16 protein-coding genes and 1 pseudogene are annotated in these 13,072 nt (G+C 73.0%); 9 read left to right on the forward strand and 8 right to left on the reverse strand.

The window, feature by feature from the left end; all coding sequences use genetic code 11:
* Positions 1-22 precede the first annotated feature (22 nt).
* On the reverse strand, positions 23-1,327 hold the full coding sequence (locus tag BT341_RS24750; RefSeq protein ID WP_072478547.1) for a type III PLP-dependent enzyme domain-containing protein: 1,305 nt from the start codon (positions 1,325-1,327) through the stop codon (positions 23-25).
* An 81-nt stretch (positions 1,328-1,408) separates the two neighbouring features.
* On the opposite strand from BT341_RS24750, the gene BT341_RS24755 reads away from it, so the two are divergent.
* Together BT341_RS24755 and BT341_RS24760 are read left to right on the forward strand one after the other, a co-directional pair.
* A complete protein-coding gene (locus BT341_RS24755; RefSeq protein WP_245805092.1) occupies positions 1,409-2,359 on the forward strand; it encodes a LysR family transcriptional regulator in 951 nt (316 codons plus the stop codon).
* Complete coding sequence (locus tag BT341_RS24760; protein WP_072478548.1) at positions 2,320-2,526, forward strand: DUF2630 family protein; 207 nt, start codon at positions 2,320-2,322, stop codon at positions 2,524-2,526. The genes BT341_RS24755 and BT341_RS24760 overlap by 40 nt, the downstream gene beginning before the upstream one ends.
* Before the next feature lie 3 nt (positions 2,527-2,529).
* Here BT341_RS24760 and BT341_RS24765 read toward each other — a convergent pair whose 3' ends face one another.
* Positions 2,530-3,324, reverse strand: coding sequence for an IclR family transcriptional regulator domain-containing protein (locus BT341_RS24765; protein WP_072478549.1), 795 nt, complete (start codon positions 3,322-3,324; stop codon positions 2,530-2,532).
* A 112-nt stretch (positions 3,325-3,436) separates the two neighbouring features.
* Between BT341_RS24765 and BT341_RS24770 the strand changes: the two genes are divergently transcribed.
* The 5 genes and pseudogenes from BT341_RS24770 to BT341_RS24790 all read left to right on the forward strand — a co-directional run bounded on the left by BT341_RS24770 (position 3,437) and on the right by BT341_RS24790 (position 7,890).
* Positions 3,437-3,997 (forward strand): flavin reductase family protein, encoded by a 561-nt coding sequence (locus BT341_RS24770; protein ID WP_072478550.1) that lies wholly within the window; start codon positions 3,437-3,439, stop codon positions 3,995-3,997.
* A gap of 19 nt (positions 3,998-4,016) precedes the next feature.
* Positions 4,017-5,573 (forward strand): 4-hydroxyphenylacetate 3-hydroxylase family protein, encoded by a 1,557-nt coding sequence (locus BT341_RS24775; RefSeq protein WP_072478551.1) that lies wholly within the window; start codon positions 4,017-4,019, stop codon positions 5,571-5,573.
* A 13-nt stretch (positions 5,574-5,586) separates the two neighbouring features.
* A pseudogene (catA, locus tag BT341_RS24780) lies at positions 5,587-6,435 on the forward strand (catechol 1,2-dioxygenase).
* Between the two features lie 59 nt (positions 6,436-6,494).
* The gene (locus tag BT341_RS24785; RefSeq protein ID WP_072478552.1) at positions 6,495-7,613 is read left to right on the forward strand and encodes a muconate/chloromuconate family cycloisomerase; all 1,119 of its coding nucleotides are present in this window, start codon (positions 6,495-6,497) and stop codon (positions 7,611-7,613) included.
* Position 7,614: 1 nt separating this feature from the next.
* Positions 7,615-7,890: a muconolactone Delta-isomerase gene (locus tag BT341_RS24790; RefSeq protein WP_072478553.1), complete on the forward strand. Its 276-nt coding sequence runs from the start codon at positions 7,615-7,617 to the stop codon at positions 7,888-7,890.
* A 1-nt stretch (position 7,891) separates the two neighbouring features.
* On the opposite strand, the gene BT341_RS24795 is transcribed toward BT341_RS24790, so the two are convergent.
* Genes BT341_RS24795 through BT341_RS24805 form a run of 3 tightly spaced genes read right to left on the reverse strand, consistent with a single transcriptional unit; the run spans position 7,892 to position 10,891 of the window.
* Positions 7,892-8,983, reverse strand: a complete 1,092-nt coding sequence (locus BT341_RS24795; RefSeq protein WP_072478554.1) for an Rv2629 family ribosome hibernation factor — start codon at positions 8,981-8,983, stop codon at positions 7,892-7,894.
* Between the two features lie 52 nt (positions 8,984-9,035).
* Positions 9,036-9,590 carry a hypothetical protein gene (locus BT341_RS24800; protein WP_072478555.1) on the reverse strand — a complete coding sequence of 185 codons (555 nt, stop codon included), beginning with the start codon at positions 9,588-9,590 and terminating at the stop codon, positions 9,036-9,038.
* An 11-nt stretch (positions 9,591-9,601) separates the two neighbouring features.
* Positions 9,602-10,891, reverse strand: coding sequence for an NAD(P)/FAD-dependent oxidoreductase (locus BT341_RS24805; protein ID WP_072478556.1), 1,290 nt, complete (start codon positions 10,889-10,891; stop codon positions 9,602-9,604).
* A gap of 181 nt (positions 10,892-11,072) precedes the next feature.
* Here BT341_RS24805 and BT341_RS24810 point away from each other — a divergent pair, with 181 nt between their 5' ends.
* Positions 11,073-11,444, forward strand: a complete 372-nt coding sequence (locus tag BT341_RS24810) for an STAS domain-containing protein (protein WP_072478557.1) — start codon at positions 11,073-11,075, stop codon at positions 11,442-11,444.
* Positions 11,445-11,491: 47 nt separating this feature from the next.
* Here BT341_RS24810 and BT341_RS24815 read toward each other — a convergent pair whose 3' ends face one another.
* From BT341_RS24815 to BT341_RS24825, 3 genes are read right to left on the reverse strand one after another with little or no spacing between them, the layout of a single operon-like run.
* Positions 11,492-11,758 (reverse strand): DUF4235 domain-containing protein, encoded by a 267-nt coding sequence (locus BT341_RS24815; protein ID WP_072478558.1) that lies wholly within the window; start codon positions 11,756-11,758, stop codon positions 11,492-11,494.
* On the reverse strand, positions 11,755-12,063 hold the full coding sequence (locus BT341_RS24820) for a DUF3618 domain-containing protein (protein WP_072478559.1): 309 nt from the start codon (positions 12,061-12,063) through the stop codon (positions 11,755-11,757). The genes BT341_RS24815 and BT341_RS24820 overlap by 4 nt, the downstream gene beginning before the upstream one ends.
* Positions 12,060-12,473 carry a phage holin family protein gene (locus BT341_RS24825; protein ID WP_072478560.1) on the reverse strand — a complete coding sequence of 138 codons (414 nt, stop codon included), beginning with the start codon at positions 12,471-12,473 and terminating at the stop codon, positions 12,060-12,062. Before BT341_RS24825 ends, BT341_RS24820 begins: the two co-directional genes overlap by 4 nt.
* Before the next feature lie 118 nt (positions 12,474-12,591).
* Between BT341_RS24825 and BT341_RS24830 the strand changes: the two genes are divergently transcribed.
* Complete coding sequence (locus BT341_RS24830; protein ID WP_072478561.1) at positions 12,592-13,053, forward strand: SRPBCC family protein; 462 nt, start codon at positions 12,592-12,594, stop codon at positions 13,051-13,053.
* Positions 13,054-13,072: the final 19 nt, after the last annotated feature.

The raw sequence follows: 13,072 nt of genomic DNA on the forward strand, positions 1-13,072 counted from the left end.
TGCCCGGATCGTACGCCGGGGATCATGCCCGCGGGAGCGCTCCGGCGTATTCGGCTCCCGCGTCCGCGACGAGTTCGCTCAGCGTCTGCGCGCGGCGGATCGGCGTGAACCGGACCTCGCCGCGTCCGGACACCGTGAACCCGTGGACGGCCGGGCGCGGCAGCGTGTTGTACGCGTAGTGCGCGCCGAAGTAGTACGCGCCGGTGTCGTGGGCGACGACGAGATCGCCGGGTTCCAGCAGCGGCAGCGGCCGTTCGCGGGCGAGCAGGTCGCCGGCGAAGCACAACGGCCCCGCGATGTCCTGCGGCACGGCGGGCCCGGCTTTCGGCGCGCCCGAGGGGTCGAGCGCGGTGAGCCGCAGCGGCCAGTGCTCCGGCTGCAGCACCGTGCGGGCCGCGACCTGGGCGCCCGCGTGCGTCACGGCGACGGGCCTGCCGCCCGCGACCTTCGTGTATTCGACCGTGCTGACCAGGAACCCGTTCTTCGCCAGCAGGGACCGCCCGAACTCGGTGACGAAGCCGTACCGGCCGCCGGCGAGGGCCGGGACGCGAGCCAGCAGCGTCGCGACGTACTCGGCGTAGGTCGGGCCCTGGTCCTCGGACGCGAAGTCCACCGGGAGCCCGCCGCCCAGGTCGATGCTGGTGACCTGCCGGTGTCCGGCGTCGGCGTTGATCGCCTCGGCGAGTTCGTGCACGGCGGCGACGCCGTCGGCCATCAGCTGCGGCGGGCAGCCCTGCGAGCCGACGTGGACGTGCAGCCGGGTGAGCCACGGGCGGCGCGCGAAGGCGTCCTTGAGCCGGGCCCGGTTTCCGTCGTCCCGCAACGGGATCCCGAATTTCGACATCGCGGTGGCGGTGCTGGTGTCGCCGATCCGGCCCGCCCCGACCTGTGGGTTGATGCGCACGCCGAGCACCGAACGCGGGGTCGTGGTGACCAGCCGGTCCAGCCGCGCCAGCTCCTGGAAGCTGTCCGCGTTGACGGCCGTGCCCTCGGCGAGGGCGTGCGCGAGCTCGGCGGTGGTCTTGGCGGGGGAGTCGAGGACCAGCCGCGGGCCGCGCAGGCCGGCGGCTTCGGCGACCGCCGTCTCGCCCGGGCTCGCGACCTCGGCGTCGACCCCGAGGTCGCCGAGGAAGCGCAGGACGGGGGCCAGGCCGCACGCCTTGACGGCGACCGTGTGCTGGACCTGCCCGAGCGGGGCGAAGGCCTTGGTCAGGTCCTCGACGGCTTCGCGGATGCCGGCGAGGTCGACGAACCCGGCGAGCGGGGCGGCGAGGCCGTGGGCGGCCGCGGCGGCGAGGGCGTGGCGCTTGCGTTCGGTGCGGTTCACGCCTCCAGGACAGCGCGCCCGCCGGGCGCGGGTCCAAGACTTCGTTCTTCTGAGGTCATAGGACCGGCCTATAGTGGCTGGGTGGACCTGCGTCGTTGGCACTACTTCGCCGTGCTGGCCGAGGAGATGCACTTCACCCGCGCGGCCGCGCGGCTGTTCGTGTCGCAGCCGTCGCTGAGCCAGCAGATCCGCGCGTTCGAGGCGGAGCTGGGCGTGGCGCTGCTCGACCGGTCGGGCCCGCGCTTCGCCTTGACGGAAGCGGGCCGGGTCGCCGCGGCGGAGGCGCGGGAGCTGCTCGACCGCCTGGACCGGGCCCGCGGCGTGATCGCGGCGGCCGGCCGGGGCGACGCGGGCCGCCTCCGGATCGCTTACACGCGTTCGGCACCCGGCCCGCTGGCCGGTGACCTGGTCGCGGCGTTCCGCGCGCGCCACCCGGACGTCGAGCTGGCGCTGGAGACGGGCTGGACGAGCCTGAACCTGGCCCGGCTGGCGGCGGGCGAGATCGACGTGGGCTTCGTCCGGCCACCGGTGCGCGCGCCCGGCATCGAGGTGGCGGTGGTCGGCTCGGAAGAGGTGCTGATCGCGGTGCCGTCGGGTCACGCGCTGGCCCGCCGCCGCAGCCTGCGGCGGGCGTGGATCGCGGGCGAGCCGGTCGTGTTCTGGCCGCGCGAGAACGGTCCGGGCCAGTACGACGCGATCAGCGAGCAGGTCTGGCCGGGCGGGGTGCCGCCGATCGTGCGCGAGGAACCGGAGGACGAGCAGCTGATGCGCGCGGTGGCGGAGGGCGCGGGCATCGCGGCGGTGCCGGAACACCGGGCCCGCGCGCTCCGCCGTCGCGGTGTCGTGCTGCGCCGGCTGGAGGAGCCGGCCCCGGTGATCGACCTGGGCCTGGCCTGGCGGGCGGGGCCGGTGGCGCCGGTGGTCCGAGCGTTCGTGGAGCCGGCCCGCGCCGGCGCGGCGTATGCTCGCGGGCGGACAGGAGGGGATTTCCCATGGCGGCCCGCGAAATCACCGACCGCATCGCCGACTTGATCGACGAGGAGCACCGGCTGCGCACGGGCGCGCTGCACCACGGCGGGCTCACCCCCGGGGAGCGGCTCCGGCTCAAGGACCTCGAACGCCAGCTCGACGCGGCCGTCGACCTGCTCCACCGCCGCCAGGCCCTGTCCGTCTTCGACGACGACCGAGACGGCGGCTGACGCTCAGAAGAACCCTTCGCGCCCGCTGCCGGGCGTGACCCGGTGGCCGAGGTCGGCGCTGATCCGCGCCGCCGTGCGCACCACCAGCGGCACCACCTCCTGGCGCAGCTTCTCCACGTCCGACCGGCCGCTCGACGTCGACGACGCCAGTGCCGCCACCACCGCGCCGCTCGCGTCGCGCACCGGCGCGGACACCGACAGCAGCCCTTCCTCCAGCTCCTCCTCGACCAGCGACCAGCCCTGGTCCTGCACCGTCCGCAACGCGCGGCGGAACGCCGCTTCGTCGGTGATCGTCCGCTCGGTGAACCGCGGCAGCCCAGCCGCGACCACCTCGTCGACCAGCGACGGCGGTGCCCAGGCCAGCAGCACGCGGCCCATCGACGTCGCGTGGGCGGGCACGCGCGTGCCGATCGAGACGTTGATGCTCATGATCCGCCGCACCGGCACGCGCGCGACGTAGACGACCTCGGCGCCGTCCAGCGCGGCCAGTGACGCCGATTCGCCGGTCTCCTCGGCGAGGCTCAGCAGCCGCGGCTGGGCGATCTCGATCATGCCGTGCGAAGCCGAGTAGTGCTGGCCGATGCTCAGCACGCGCGGGGTCAGCGTCCAGCGCGGCCCGTCGCCGCGGACGTAACCGAGCCGCTGCAGCGTGAGGAGGATCCGCCGCACGGCCGGGCGGGACAGGCCGGTCGCCGCCGCCAGCTCGGCGAGCGTCGGATTCGCGCGGTCGGCGTCGAACGCCATCAGCACGGCGAAACCCCGCTCGATGCTCTGGATGAAGTCGCGGTCGGTCTCCATCCGCACATCCTCCCGTACGGCCCGTCATGACAACGCGGACGCGCCGGGGGACTCTCCTCATGCGTCCGCATAGCGTTCAAATTGTACGCAAAGCGTACATGAGGTGGGAGCGATGACGCTCGACCAGCGCGAAGTCCGCAACGCCTTCGGCCGCTTCGCCACCGGGGTCACGGTGGTGACCTGCCGCAACGACCGGGGCGAGCCGCACGGGGCGACCGTGAACGCGTTCACCGCCGTCTCGCTCGAGCCGGCGCTGTGCCAGGTGACGCTCACCCGCAGGTCCAAGGCCTGCCGCTACCTCGACGGCGCGCCGTTCGCGGTGAACGTCCTGGCCGCGGACCAGCTCGACACGGCGTGGCACTTCGCCGGCCGCCCCCGGGACCGGGCGCCGGCGTGGGCCGAAGGGGTCCTCGCCCCGGTGCTGACCGGCACCGCGGCCACCATCTCCTGCCAACCGTGGCGGAGCTACGACGGCGGTGACCACCTCATCGTCATCGGCGAGGTCGAGCACCTCGAGACCAGCGACGCCGACCCGTTGCTGTTCTTCGCCGGCGGGTTCCGCGAACTCGCCCCGCGCGGCCACGCCCACTGGTCGGCCTCGCTCGACTGCCCCGACCTCGGCTGGTTCGGCTCGGCCGCCGAATTCGCCCCGCTCACCGCAGCCGCTCGGTAACGACGAAGGGTTTGCCCCGATGACCATCCAAGAGCAGGACGCGCCGTCGAAGGTGCGCACGACCCGGCCGATGACCGGCGACGAGTACGTCGAGTCGATCCGCGACGGCCGGGAGGTGTTCATCTACGGCGACAAGGTCGACGACGTCACGACGCACCCGGCGTTCCGCAACTCCGTGCGGATGACCGCCCGCCTCTACGACGCCCTGCACGACCCGGACCGCCAGGACGTGCTGACCGCGCCGACCGACACCGGCGGCAGCGGCTTCACCCACCCGTTCTTCCGCACGCCCAGGTCCGAAGAGGACCTGTTCGCCGACCGGGACGCGATCGTCGCCTGGGCGCGCATGACCTACGGCTGGATGGGCCGCAGCCCGGATTACAAGGCCGCTTTCCTCGGCACCCTCGGCGCGAACTCCGACTTCTACGAACCGTTCGCCGGCAACGCCCGGCGCTGGTACACCGAGTCGCAGGAGAAGGTCCTCTACTGGAACCACGCGATCATCAACCCGCCGGTGGACCGCGACCGCAACCCCGACGACGTCAAGGACCTGTTCATCCACGTCGAGCAGGAACGCGACGACGGCCTCGTCGTCTCCGGCGCCAAGGTCGTCGCGACCGGCTCGGCGATCACGAACTACAACTTCATCGCCCACTACGGCCTGCCGATCAAGAAGCGCGAGTTCGCGCTGGTCTGCACGGTGCCGATGGGCGCGCCCGGCATGAAGCTGATCTGCCGCAACTCCTACTCGAACGTCGCGGACGCGACGTCGAGCCCGTTCGACTACCCGCTCTCGAGCCGGTTCGACGAGAACGACACGATCTTCATCCTCGACAAGGTGAAGATCCCGTGGGAGAACGTCTTCATCTACGGCGACGCCGAGAAGGCGAGCACGTTCTTCCCCGGCTCGGGCTTCCTGCACCGCTTCACCTTCCACGGCGTCGCGCGGCTCGCCGTCAAGCTCGACTTCATCGCCGGCCTGCTGATGAAGGGCGTGGAAGTCACCGGCACCAAGGACTTCCGCGGCATCCAGACTCGCGTCGGCGAGGTGATCGGCTGGCGCAACCTGTTCTGGGCGCTCTCGGACGCGATGGCCGCCAACCCGGACGAGTGGCGCAACGGCGCGGTCCTGCCGCACCTGGACTACGGCCTGGCCTACCGCTGGTTCATGACGCTCGGCTACCCGCGCGTCCGCGAGATCATCATGCAGGACCTCGGCTCCGCGCTGATCTACCTGCCCTCGTCGGCGAAGGACTTCTCCTCGCCGGAGATCCGCCCGTACCTCGACCAGTACGTCCGCGGCTCCAACGGCTACGACGCCGTCGAGCGCGTGAAGCTGATGAAGCTGATCTGGGACTCGATCGGCAGCGAGTTCGGCGGGCGGCACGAGCTCTACGAGCGGAACTACTCCGGCAACCACGAAGGCGTGCGCGCCGAGCTGCTGTTCGCCGCCCAGCAGTCCGGCGCGGCCGAGGCGATGAAGGGTTTCGCCGAGCAGTGCATGGCCGAGTACGACCTGGACGGCTGGACCGTCCCCGACCTCTACAACCCCGGCGCCACCACCCTTTCCCGCTGACGAAGGAGCCGTCATGACCACCACCGAACCCCAGGCGCCGACCGCGGCGGCCGCCGGCAGCTCCGCCAGCGCGGCCTTCCGCGCGGCCGCCCGGACCACGCAGGACGTGCCGCCCGAGCGGGTCGGCGAGGTCGCCCGCGCCGTCCTGCGCGGCGTGCACGCCGCGATCCGCGAGCACGACGTCACCTACCCGGAGTTCCAGGCCGCGAAGCAGTGACTGATGGACGTGGGCGAGTGCGGCGAATGGCCGCTGTTCCTGGACGTGTTCGTCGAGCACGTCGTCGAGGAGGTCGCCGCCTGGACGCAGGACGGGACGAAGGGCAGCATCCAGGGCCCGTACTACCTGCCCGGCCAGCAGAAGCTGCCGTGGCAGGCGGCGCTGCCGATGCGCCCGGGCGAGCAGGGCACGCCACTCGTGCTCGCCGGGCAGGTCCGCGACGTCGGTGGCCACCCGGTCCCGGCGGCGGAGCTGGACATCTGGCACGCCGACGACGAGGGCTACTACTCCGGCTTCGCCCCGGGCATCCCGGACGGCAACCTGCGCGGCGTCGTGGTGAGCGACGGCCAGGGCCGGTTCGAGATCACCACCGTGCGGCCGGCGCCGTACCGGATCCCGACCGACGGCCCGACCGGCAGGCTGATCGCCGCGGCGGGCTGGCACGCGTGGCGCCCGGCCCACCTGCACCTCATGGTGCGCGCGCCGGGGTACCGCACGATCACCACGCAGCTGTACTTCCAGGGCGGGGAGTGGCTCGACAGCGACGTCGCCGATGCCACCAAGCCGGAGCTCGTGCTGGACCCGCGGCCCCAGGAGGACGGCAGGCTGCGGGCCGCCTACGACTTCGTGCTGGAACGCGCCTGAAGAACCCCGCCGGCCGGGCCCTCGCGGCCCGGCAGGCCCGTCCCCGGGAACGAGGAGACATGACAGACCTGGCGATCGACCGCGTCGAGACGGTGCTGCTCGACGTGCCGCTGCGCCGCGCGCACCGGTTCGCCCGCACCGGGATGGCCGCGCAGCCGGTGCTGCTGGTGTTCGTCCACACGCGTGGCGGCGCCGTCGGCACCGGCGAAGGCGTGGTGCCCGGCGGGCCGTGGTGGGGCGGCGAGTCGGTGGAGACGATGGCGCTGGTCGTCGAGCGGTACTTCACGCCGGTGCTGCTGGGACGGCCGGTCGACGACATCGCCGGGATCCTGCGCGACCTCGGCGACGTCGTCGCGGCCAACCTCTACGCCAAGGTGGCGGTCGAGGTGGCCCTGCACGACGCGTGGGCCCGCGCCCTCGGCGTCCCGCTGCACACGCTGTTGGGCGGCCTCGCCCGGCGGTCGGTGCCGGTGACCTGGGCGCTGGGCACCGAACCGGCGCCCGTCGTGGCCGACGAGGCCCTCGCCATGCTCGACGCGGGGCACCGCAGCTTCAAGCTGAAGATGGGGGCCCTGGACCCGGCTGACGACGTGGCACGGGTGTGCGCCGTGGCGGAGAAGCTGGTCGGGGTGGCGAGCGTGCGGGTCGATCTCAACGCGCGGTGGGACCTGCTCACGTCGCTGAAGTACCTGCCCCGGCTGGCGGGCGCGGGCGTGGAGCTGGTCGAGCAGCCGGTACCGGGCGCGGAGGCCGAAGCGCTGGCCGAGATCAACCGCGCGCTGCCGATCCCGGTGATGGCGGACGAAAGCCTCCGCACGCCCGCCGACGCGCTGCGGCTGGCGCGCCTGCGCGCCGCGGACGTGTTCTCCCTCAAGACGACGAAGTCCGGCGGCCTGCGGGCCACCCGGGCGATCGCCGAGATCGCCGCCGCGGCCGGGATCCCGTGCCACGCCGGGACGTCGATCGAGAGCCCGGTCGGGACGGCGGCGTCGCTGCAGCTGGCCTGCGCGGCGCCGTCGGTGACGTGGGGCAGCGAGCTGTTCGGGCCGCTGCTGATGAGCGAAGAGCTGGTGACGACGCCGTTGCGCTACGAGGGTGGCGAGCTGCACCTGCCGGACGGGCCGGGCTTGGGCGTCGAGCCGGACCGGACGGCCGTGCGCCGGCTGGAAAGGCGCTGAGATGCTGTTCCACGTACGGATGGACGTGACGATCCCGCCCGGCCTCGACGTCACCGACCGGGTGGCGGCGGAAAAGGCCCGCGCGCTGGAGCTCCAGCGCGCGGGCGTGTGGGTGCACCTGTGGCGGATCGTCGGGCGCTACAGCAACTTCAGCGTCTTCGACGTCGCTTCCAACGACGAGCTGCACGGGATCCTGTCGGCCCTGCCGCTGTACCCGTTCATGCGGATCGAAATCACGCCGCTGGCCACGCACCCGTCGGAGCTCGCCGCGCAGTAGCTCAGGCGTGCCGCAGGAGGGCGCCGAAGCCTTCCCAGAGGTCGACGCGCTCGTCGAGCACCACGACCTCGGCACCGGTGGCCACCGCGGCGAACGGGATCGCCTCGTCCGCCCGGCGCGGCTCGGGCGCGGTGACGCCGAGCGCCTGCAGCCCGGCCTTGCCCACGGCCACCTGCGCCGGATCCGGGCCGCCGAACACCGACGTGTCGCCCGGCGAGCCCACCAGCAGCGTTTCGACGTTCGCCTCGGCCAGCGCGTTCGTCACCGCCTCCAGGCCGCTCACCGCCAGCCCGGCTCCACGGCCGGATTCGGCGCGGAACCGCTCGGCCACGTCGTCGAGCTCCGCGAGGTGACGGCCGGTCAGCAGCTCGTGCACCCGCCGGTCCAGCTCGTCGCGGGACGAGCCCGCGGCGCGGCTGCCCGCGTCGACCTCGTGCGCGATCCGGCGGACCGGCTCGGGCAGGCTCTCGTGCAAGGCGGTCCGCGCCTGCTTCTCGCCGGCCAGGACGACCAGCCGTGCGCCGCAGCGCTGCACCGCCTTCGCCACGTGGTCCGCCACCGCCACGACGTTGCGCCGGGCGGTCTCCTCGGCGGCGTTCTGGAGGTTGTGGTGTGCCGTGCCGCCGCCGCGGACCTTGTGCACCGGGTGGTTTTCGCCGTCGATTGTCCGGGTGTGCGGTTCGCCGTCGCCGTATTCGGTGATTTCGGCCCCGACGCGGTCGACGACGACGAGGACGTACCGCGGGATCTCTTCGCTGTGCGTCGCCAGCGGCAGCAGGTACGGCAGCGGCGAGAAGCGCACCACCTGCGACGGCGGCGGGGCGTCCAGCCGCCGGTCCAGCAGCACCTTCCCGTGCGCGGCGATGATGCTGCGGCCCGCCTTGCCGGCGGGCGGCTCGCTGCCGCGCACGGCCCGCAGGACGGCCTCGGTCGTCGCCGGATCGGCTCCCTGGTCGCTCAGCGCCGCTTCGATTTCCTTGAGCCGGAGTTCGAGCTGCTTGGCCGCGTCCTCGGTGTCGTGCGAGAAGTCGAAGTGCACGGACGCGAACGGGCCGTCCGCGGTCGTGAGTCCGCGCAACGCGGAAGTGTCCACAATAGACTCCTTTCTGCTGCTCGTGCGCGGCGGTTACCGCCCGTGCGACGCGTCAAACGTCGCCGAGCGCGGCGCGGACCGCCGCCACCACGTCCGGGTGGCCGAGCGGCAACGGCGGCGGCACGCGGTCGTCCGCGCTCTCGGTGCTCGAAGCGGCCAGCCGGACTTCGGTGCCCGCCTCGCGCAGCTTGGCCACGACGTCGTCGTGCTCGGCCAGCCAGGCTTCGTTGGCCTTCGCGGCGTCGCCCGAGGGCAGGAACGCGTCGGACGCCGGGTCGACCAGCAGCAGCTGCCGCGCGGCGCCCGGGTGGCGCTCGACCAGCTGCAGGGCCTCCGCCGCGAAGGGACCGCCGGCCACGACGGCGATGTCGGGGTCGCCGGGGCCGGCGTCCCCGAGGAGGTCGTCGGCCTCGGTGAGGGCGCCGCCGGCGGGCACCCGGCACCAGAAGATCCCGCGCCGCTCGGCCAGCGGACGCCAGGTCGCGGGCAGCTCGTCGTGCCGCGCGGCGCCGGCCGGGTCGAGGACGATCACCTTGGGCCCGGACGGATCGCCGGCGGTCACGACGGACGGGCCCTCGGAACGGGCGGGTTCGGGTTCGGCGGGCATGGCGGTTCCTTTCAGTGCCGGGGAAGCTCCGGCGAGTCGGTGTCGAGTGGCACCGACCCGGACCGGACGAGTCCCAATTGGACGGTCTGGCGGCCGGTCAGCCGCTCCAGGACCCAGTCGGCCGCGGTGCGCACCCGGTTCCCGGGCATCGCCATCAGGTGGTAGCCGCGGGTCACGGCCTTGGCGGGCAGCCCGGACAACGGGATGCGCAGCGGGTTCGCGGCGGCCGCGCCGGCGCCCAGGTCGACGACGAAGCCCAGGTCGTGGTGGCGGTAGGTGCCGGGACGGCCGTACCCGAGCGACGCGGCGACGTTGCGCCCGGCGAGCTTGCCTTGCCGCTCGGCGTGCTGCGCCGTCATCGCGGTGTACTGCCCGGGCCGGGTGAGGTCGGGCACGGCGGCCGCGTCACCGCAGGCGAAGACGTCGTCGCGGCCCGGCACGGTGAGCTGCTCGGTGACGACCAGGCGCCCCTTGGCCGTCTCCAGGCCCAGGCCGGCGACCAGCGGGTCGGGCCGCACGCCGACGCACCACACCAGCGTGCGGGTCGGCACCGGATCGCCGTTGGTCAGCGTCACGCCCTTGGCGTCGGCGTGGTCGACCGAGGTGTTCATCAGCACCTCGACCCCGCGCGAGCGCAGGACCTGGTCCGCGGTCCGGCCGAGCCGCCGGTCCAGCTCGGGCAGCACCCGCTCGGCCACGTCGAGCAGCAGCCACCGGATCCGCTGGCCGGCCAGCTCCGGGTGGCGCGCGGCGAGGGCTTCGGTGAACGCAGGACCCTGCGCGGCGACCTCGGTGCCGGTGTACCCGGCGCCGACGACCACGAACGTGCAGCGCGCGTCCCGTTCGGCGGGGTCCTCGGCCGCGGCGGCCAGCTCGATCTGGCGCGTGACGTGGTCGCGCAGGTACAGCGCCTCCGGCACGCCGCGGAAGCCGTGCGCGTACTCCGGCACGCCCGGGACCGGCAACAGCTTGTTGACGCTGCCGGCGGCGAGCACCAGCCGGTCGTACCCGATCCGGTGCTCCCGGTCCTCGGGGTCGGTGTAGGTGACGTGCCGGGCGTCGAAGTCGATCCCGGTCGCGGTGCCGAGCACGAGCCGGACGCCGCGCAGCGTCTCCGGGATCGAGACCGCCACCCGCCGGGGATCCAGGATCCCCGCGGCCACTTCGGGCAGCAGCGGCAGGTACAGGAAGTAGTCCGTGGGGTTGAGCACGACGACTTCGACGTCCTCACCGGCTTCCCTGCGAAGGCTCTTTGCCGCGTGGTAACCGGCGAAACCCCCGCCGACGATCACGACACGCATGGATCTCCTTCCGGGCCGGATGTCCGTCCCGGGCGGTTACCCGAGGCCGGGCCGGGGAAACCCGGCCGGTGGGCCCCCGCGGGGTTGACCTGGGGACACAGGGGCGTACGGTCATAGGAGTTGGCTGTTGTTCAGACACGTGCTCCGGTCAGCGCCCCTGCACACCGCGTTAGGGAGCGCCATGAACTGCTTTCGCACGATCGAAGAACCGTCCGGCCTGACTTTCACCACCACGCAGCGACCGGGCGGAATCCGGGTCATCACCCTGGTGGGTGACGTCGACGCGGCCACGGTCCACACCCTGGACGAAGCCCTCGCCGCGGGGGAGCGGCTGGTCGCCGACCTCACCCGGGTCTCGTTCCTCAGCTGCGCCGGTGTCCGGTCGCTGCTGGAGGCGAACACCCGCACGGAGCTCGCCGTCGCCGTCGGCGGTCACGCCGTGACGCGCTCGCTGGAAGCCACCGGAGCCGACCGGCTCCTGGCGGTCCACCGCGGGACCGGTGCCGCCGTCGCCGCGCTGACCCCGGTCCCGGAACCCGGCCGGGAGGCGTGACCACGCCACCCGCTCCCACCGTCCACTGTGGCCGGTGACCGCCGGGGTCAGTCGTCGCCGGGCCACTCGCCGGTCGCCTTGCGGTAGCCGATGGCCCCCGCCCGCTCGGTGGCGGCCTTGACGGCGGCGAAGATCGCGCCCTGCACCGCCGCCGCGATGATCACCTGCTGCCAGGTGTAGTCGCGGTCGGTGGCGCCGGGCGCGTCCTCTTCGCCGGCCACGCGCTTCCAGACCTGCTTGAACGCCTGGCCGGCGAGGACACCGCCGAGGGCGCCGATCACCCAGCTCAGCGGCTTGTACAGCACCTTGTTCACGAGTCGTTCCTCCGTCGCAGGATGAGCCGGATCACGATCAGCAGCCCCAGCAGGCCGGCGAAGACCGGCAGCGGGTTGCTCCGGACGGCGTCGGCACCCTGCCGGAACCTGATCGCGGTCGGCGCGTTCGTCACGTCGGCGACCTTGGCGGTCGCCTGGTCGAGCTTCTCGTCGACGCTCTCCTTCACCCGGGCCTTCACGTCGAGCTTCTGCCCGAGCGCCTCCAGCGTCTCGGCCAGCTCCTCGCGGGTGGTGTCCCGGTCGAGCCGGGCCTCTTCGGCGTTCTTCGGGAAGTCCCCGCTCATGTGCGCACTCCCTGTTTCACGGTGTCCACGTCGGCCCGCACGCCGGTGATCGCCTCTTCCGGAACCGGCGGCACGCCCTGCGTGACTTCCTTCTTGCCGACCAGCGCCGCGATCCCGGCGACGACGAACAGCGCCGCCGCCACGATCAGCGCGGCCAGCCAGCCGGGCACGACGAGCGCCAGTGCCAGCACCGCGGCCGCGACCAGCGTGCCCGCGCCGAGCAACGCGAACACGCCCGCCGCGCCGAACAGGCCGGCGCCCAGCCCCATCTTCTTCCCCTTGCGCTGCAGCTCGAAGACGGCGAGCCGCATCTCGTCGCGGACGAGCCGCTTGACCTCGTCGGTCAGGTCGGTCACCAGCTCGCCGACCGACCGGTCGGCGGCGGGCTTCTTGTTGGCCTCTTCGATCACCGGACACACCTCCTTGCCTGGCCGCCGTGTACCCGGCGCCGCCCGGTGTCAACCGCGCCGGGTTTGACCGTTGCCGCACCGGGTAGCCGGATGGCTCGACACCGACGAGGAGGAGTGCATGAGCACGATCACCGAAACCGTGGACGTCGAGGTGCCCGTCTCGACCGCGTACAACCAGTGGACGCAGTTCGAGGAGTTCCCGCAGTTCATGGAAGGCGTCGAACAGATCCGCCAGCTGGACGCCACCCACACCCACTGGGTGACGCGGTTCGGCGGGGTGACACGCGAGTTCGACGCGACGATCACCGAGCAGCACCCGGACGAGCGGGTGGCGTGGACGTCCGACTCCGGTCCGGACCACGCCGGCGTGATCACCTTCCACCGGCTCGACGACTCGCACACGCGGGTGACCGCGCAGATGGACATCGACCCGGAGGGGTTCGCCGAGAACGTCGCCGACAAGCTCGGCGTGCTCGACCGCCGGGTGAAGGGCGACCTCAAGCGGTTCAAGGAGTTCATCGAGCGGCGCGGCGGCGAGACCGGCGCGTGGCGTGGTGACGTGGACCGCCCGGGCACGTAACTCGACCGGGTGACACGGC

This window comes from Amycolatopsis australiensis (genome assembly GCF_900119165.1).
Taxonomy (GTDB): Bacteria; Actinomycetota; Actinomycetes; order Mycobacteriales; family Pseudonocardiaceae; genus Amycolatopsis; species Amycolatopsis australiensis.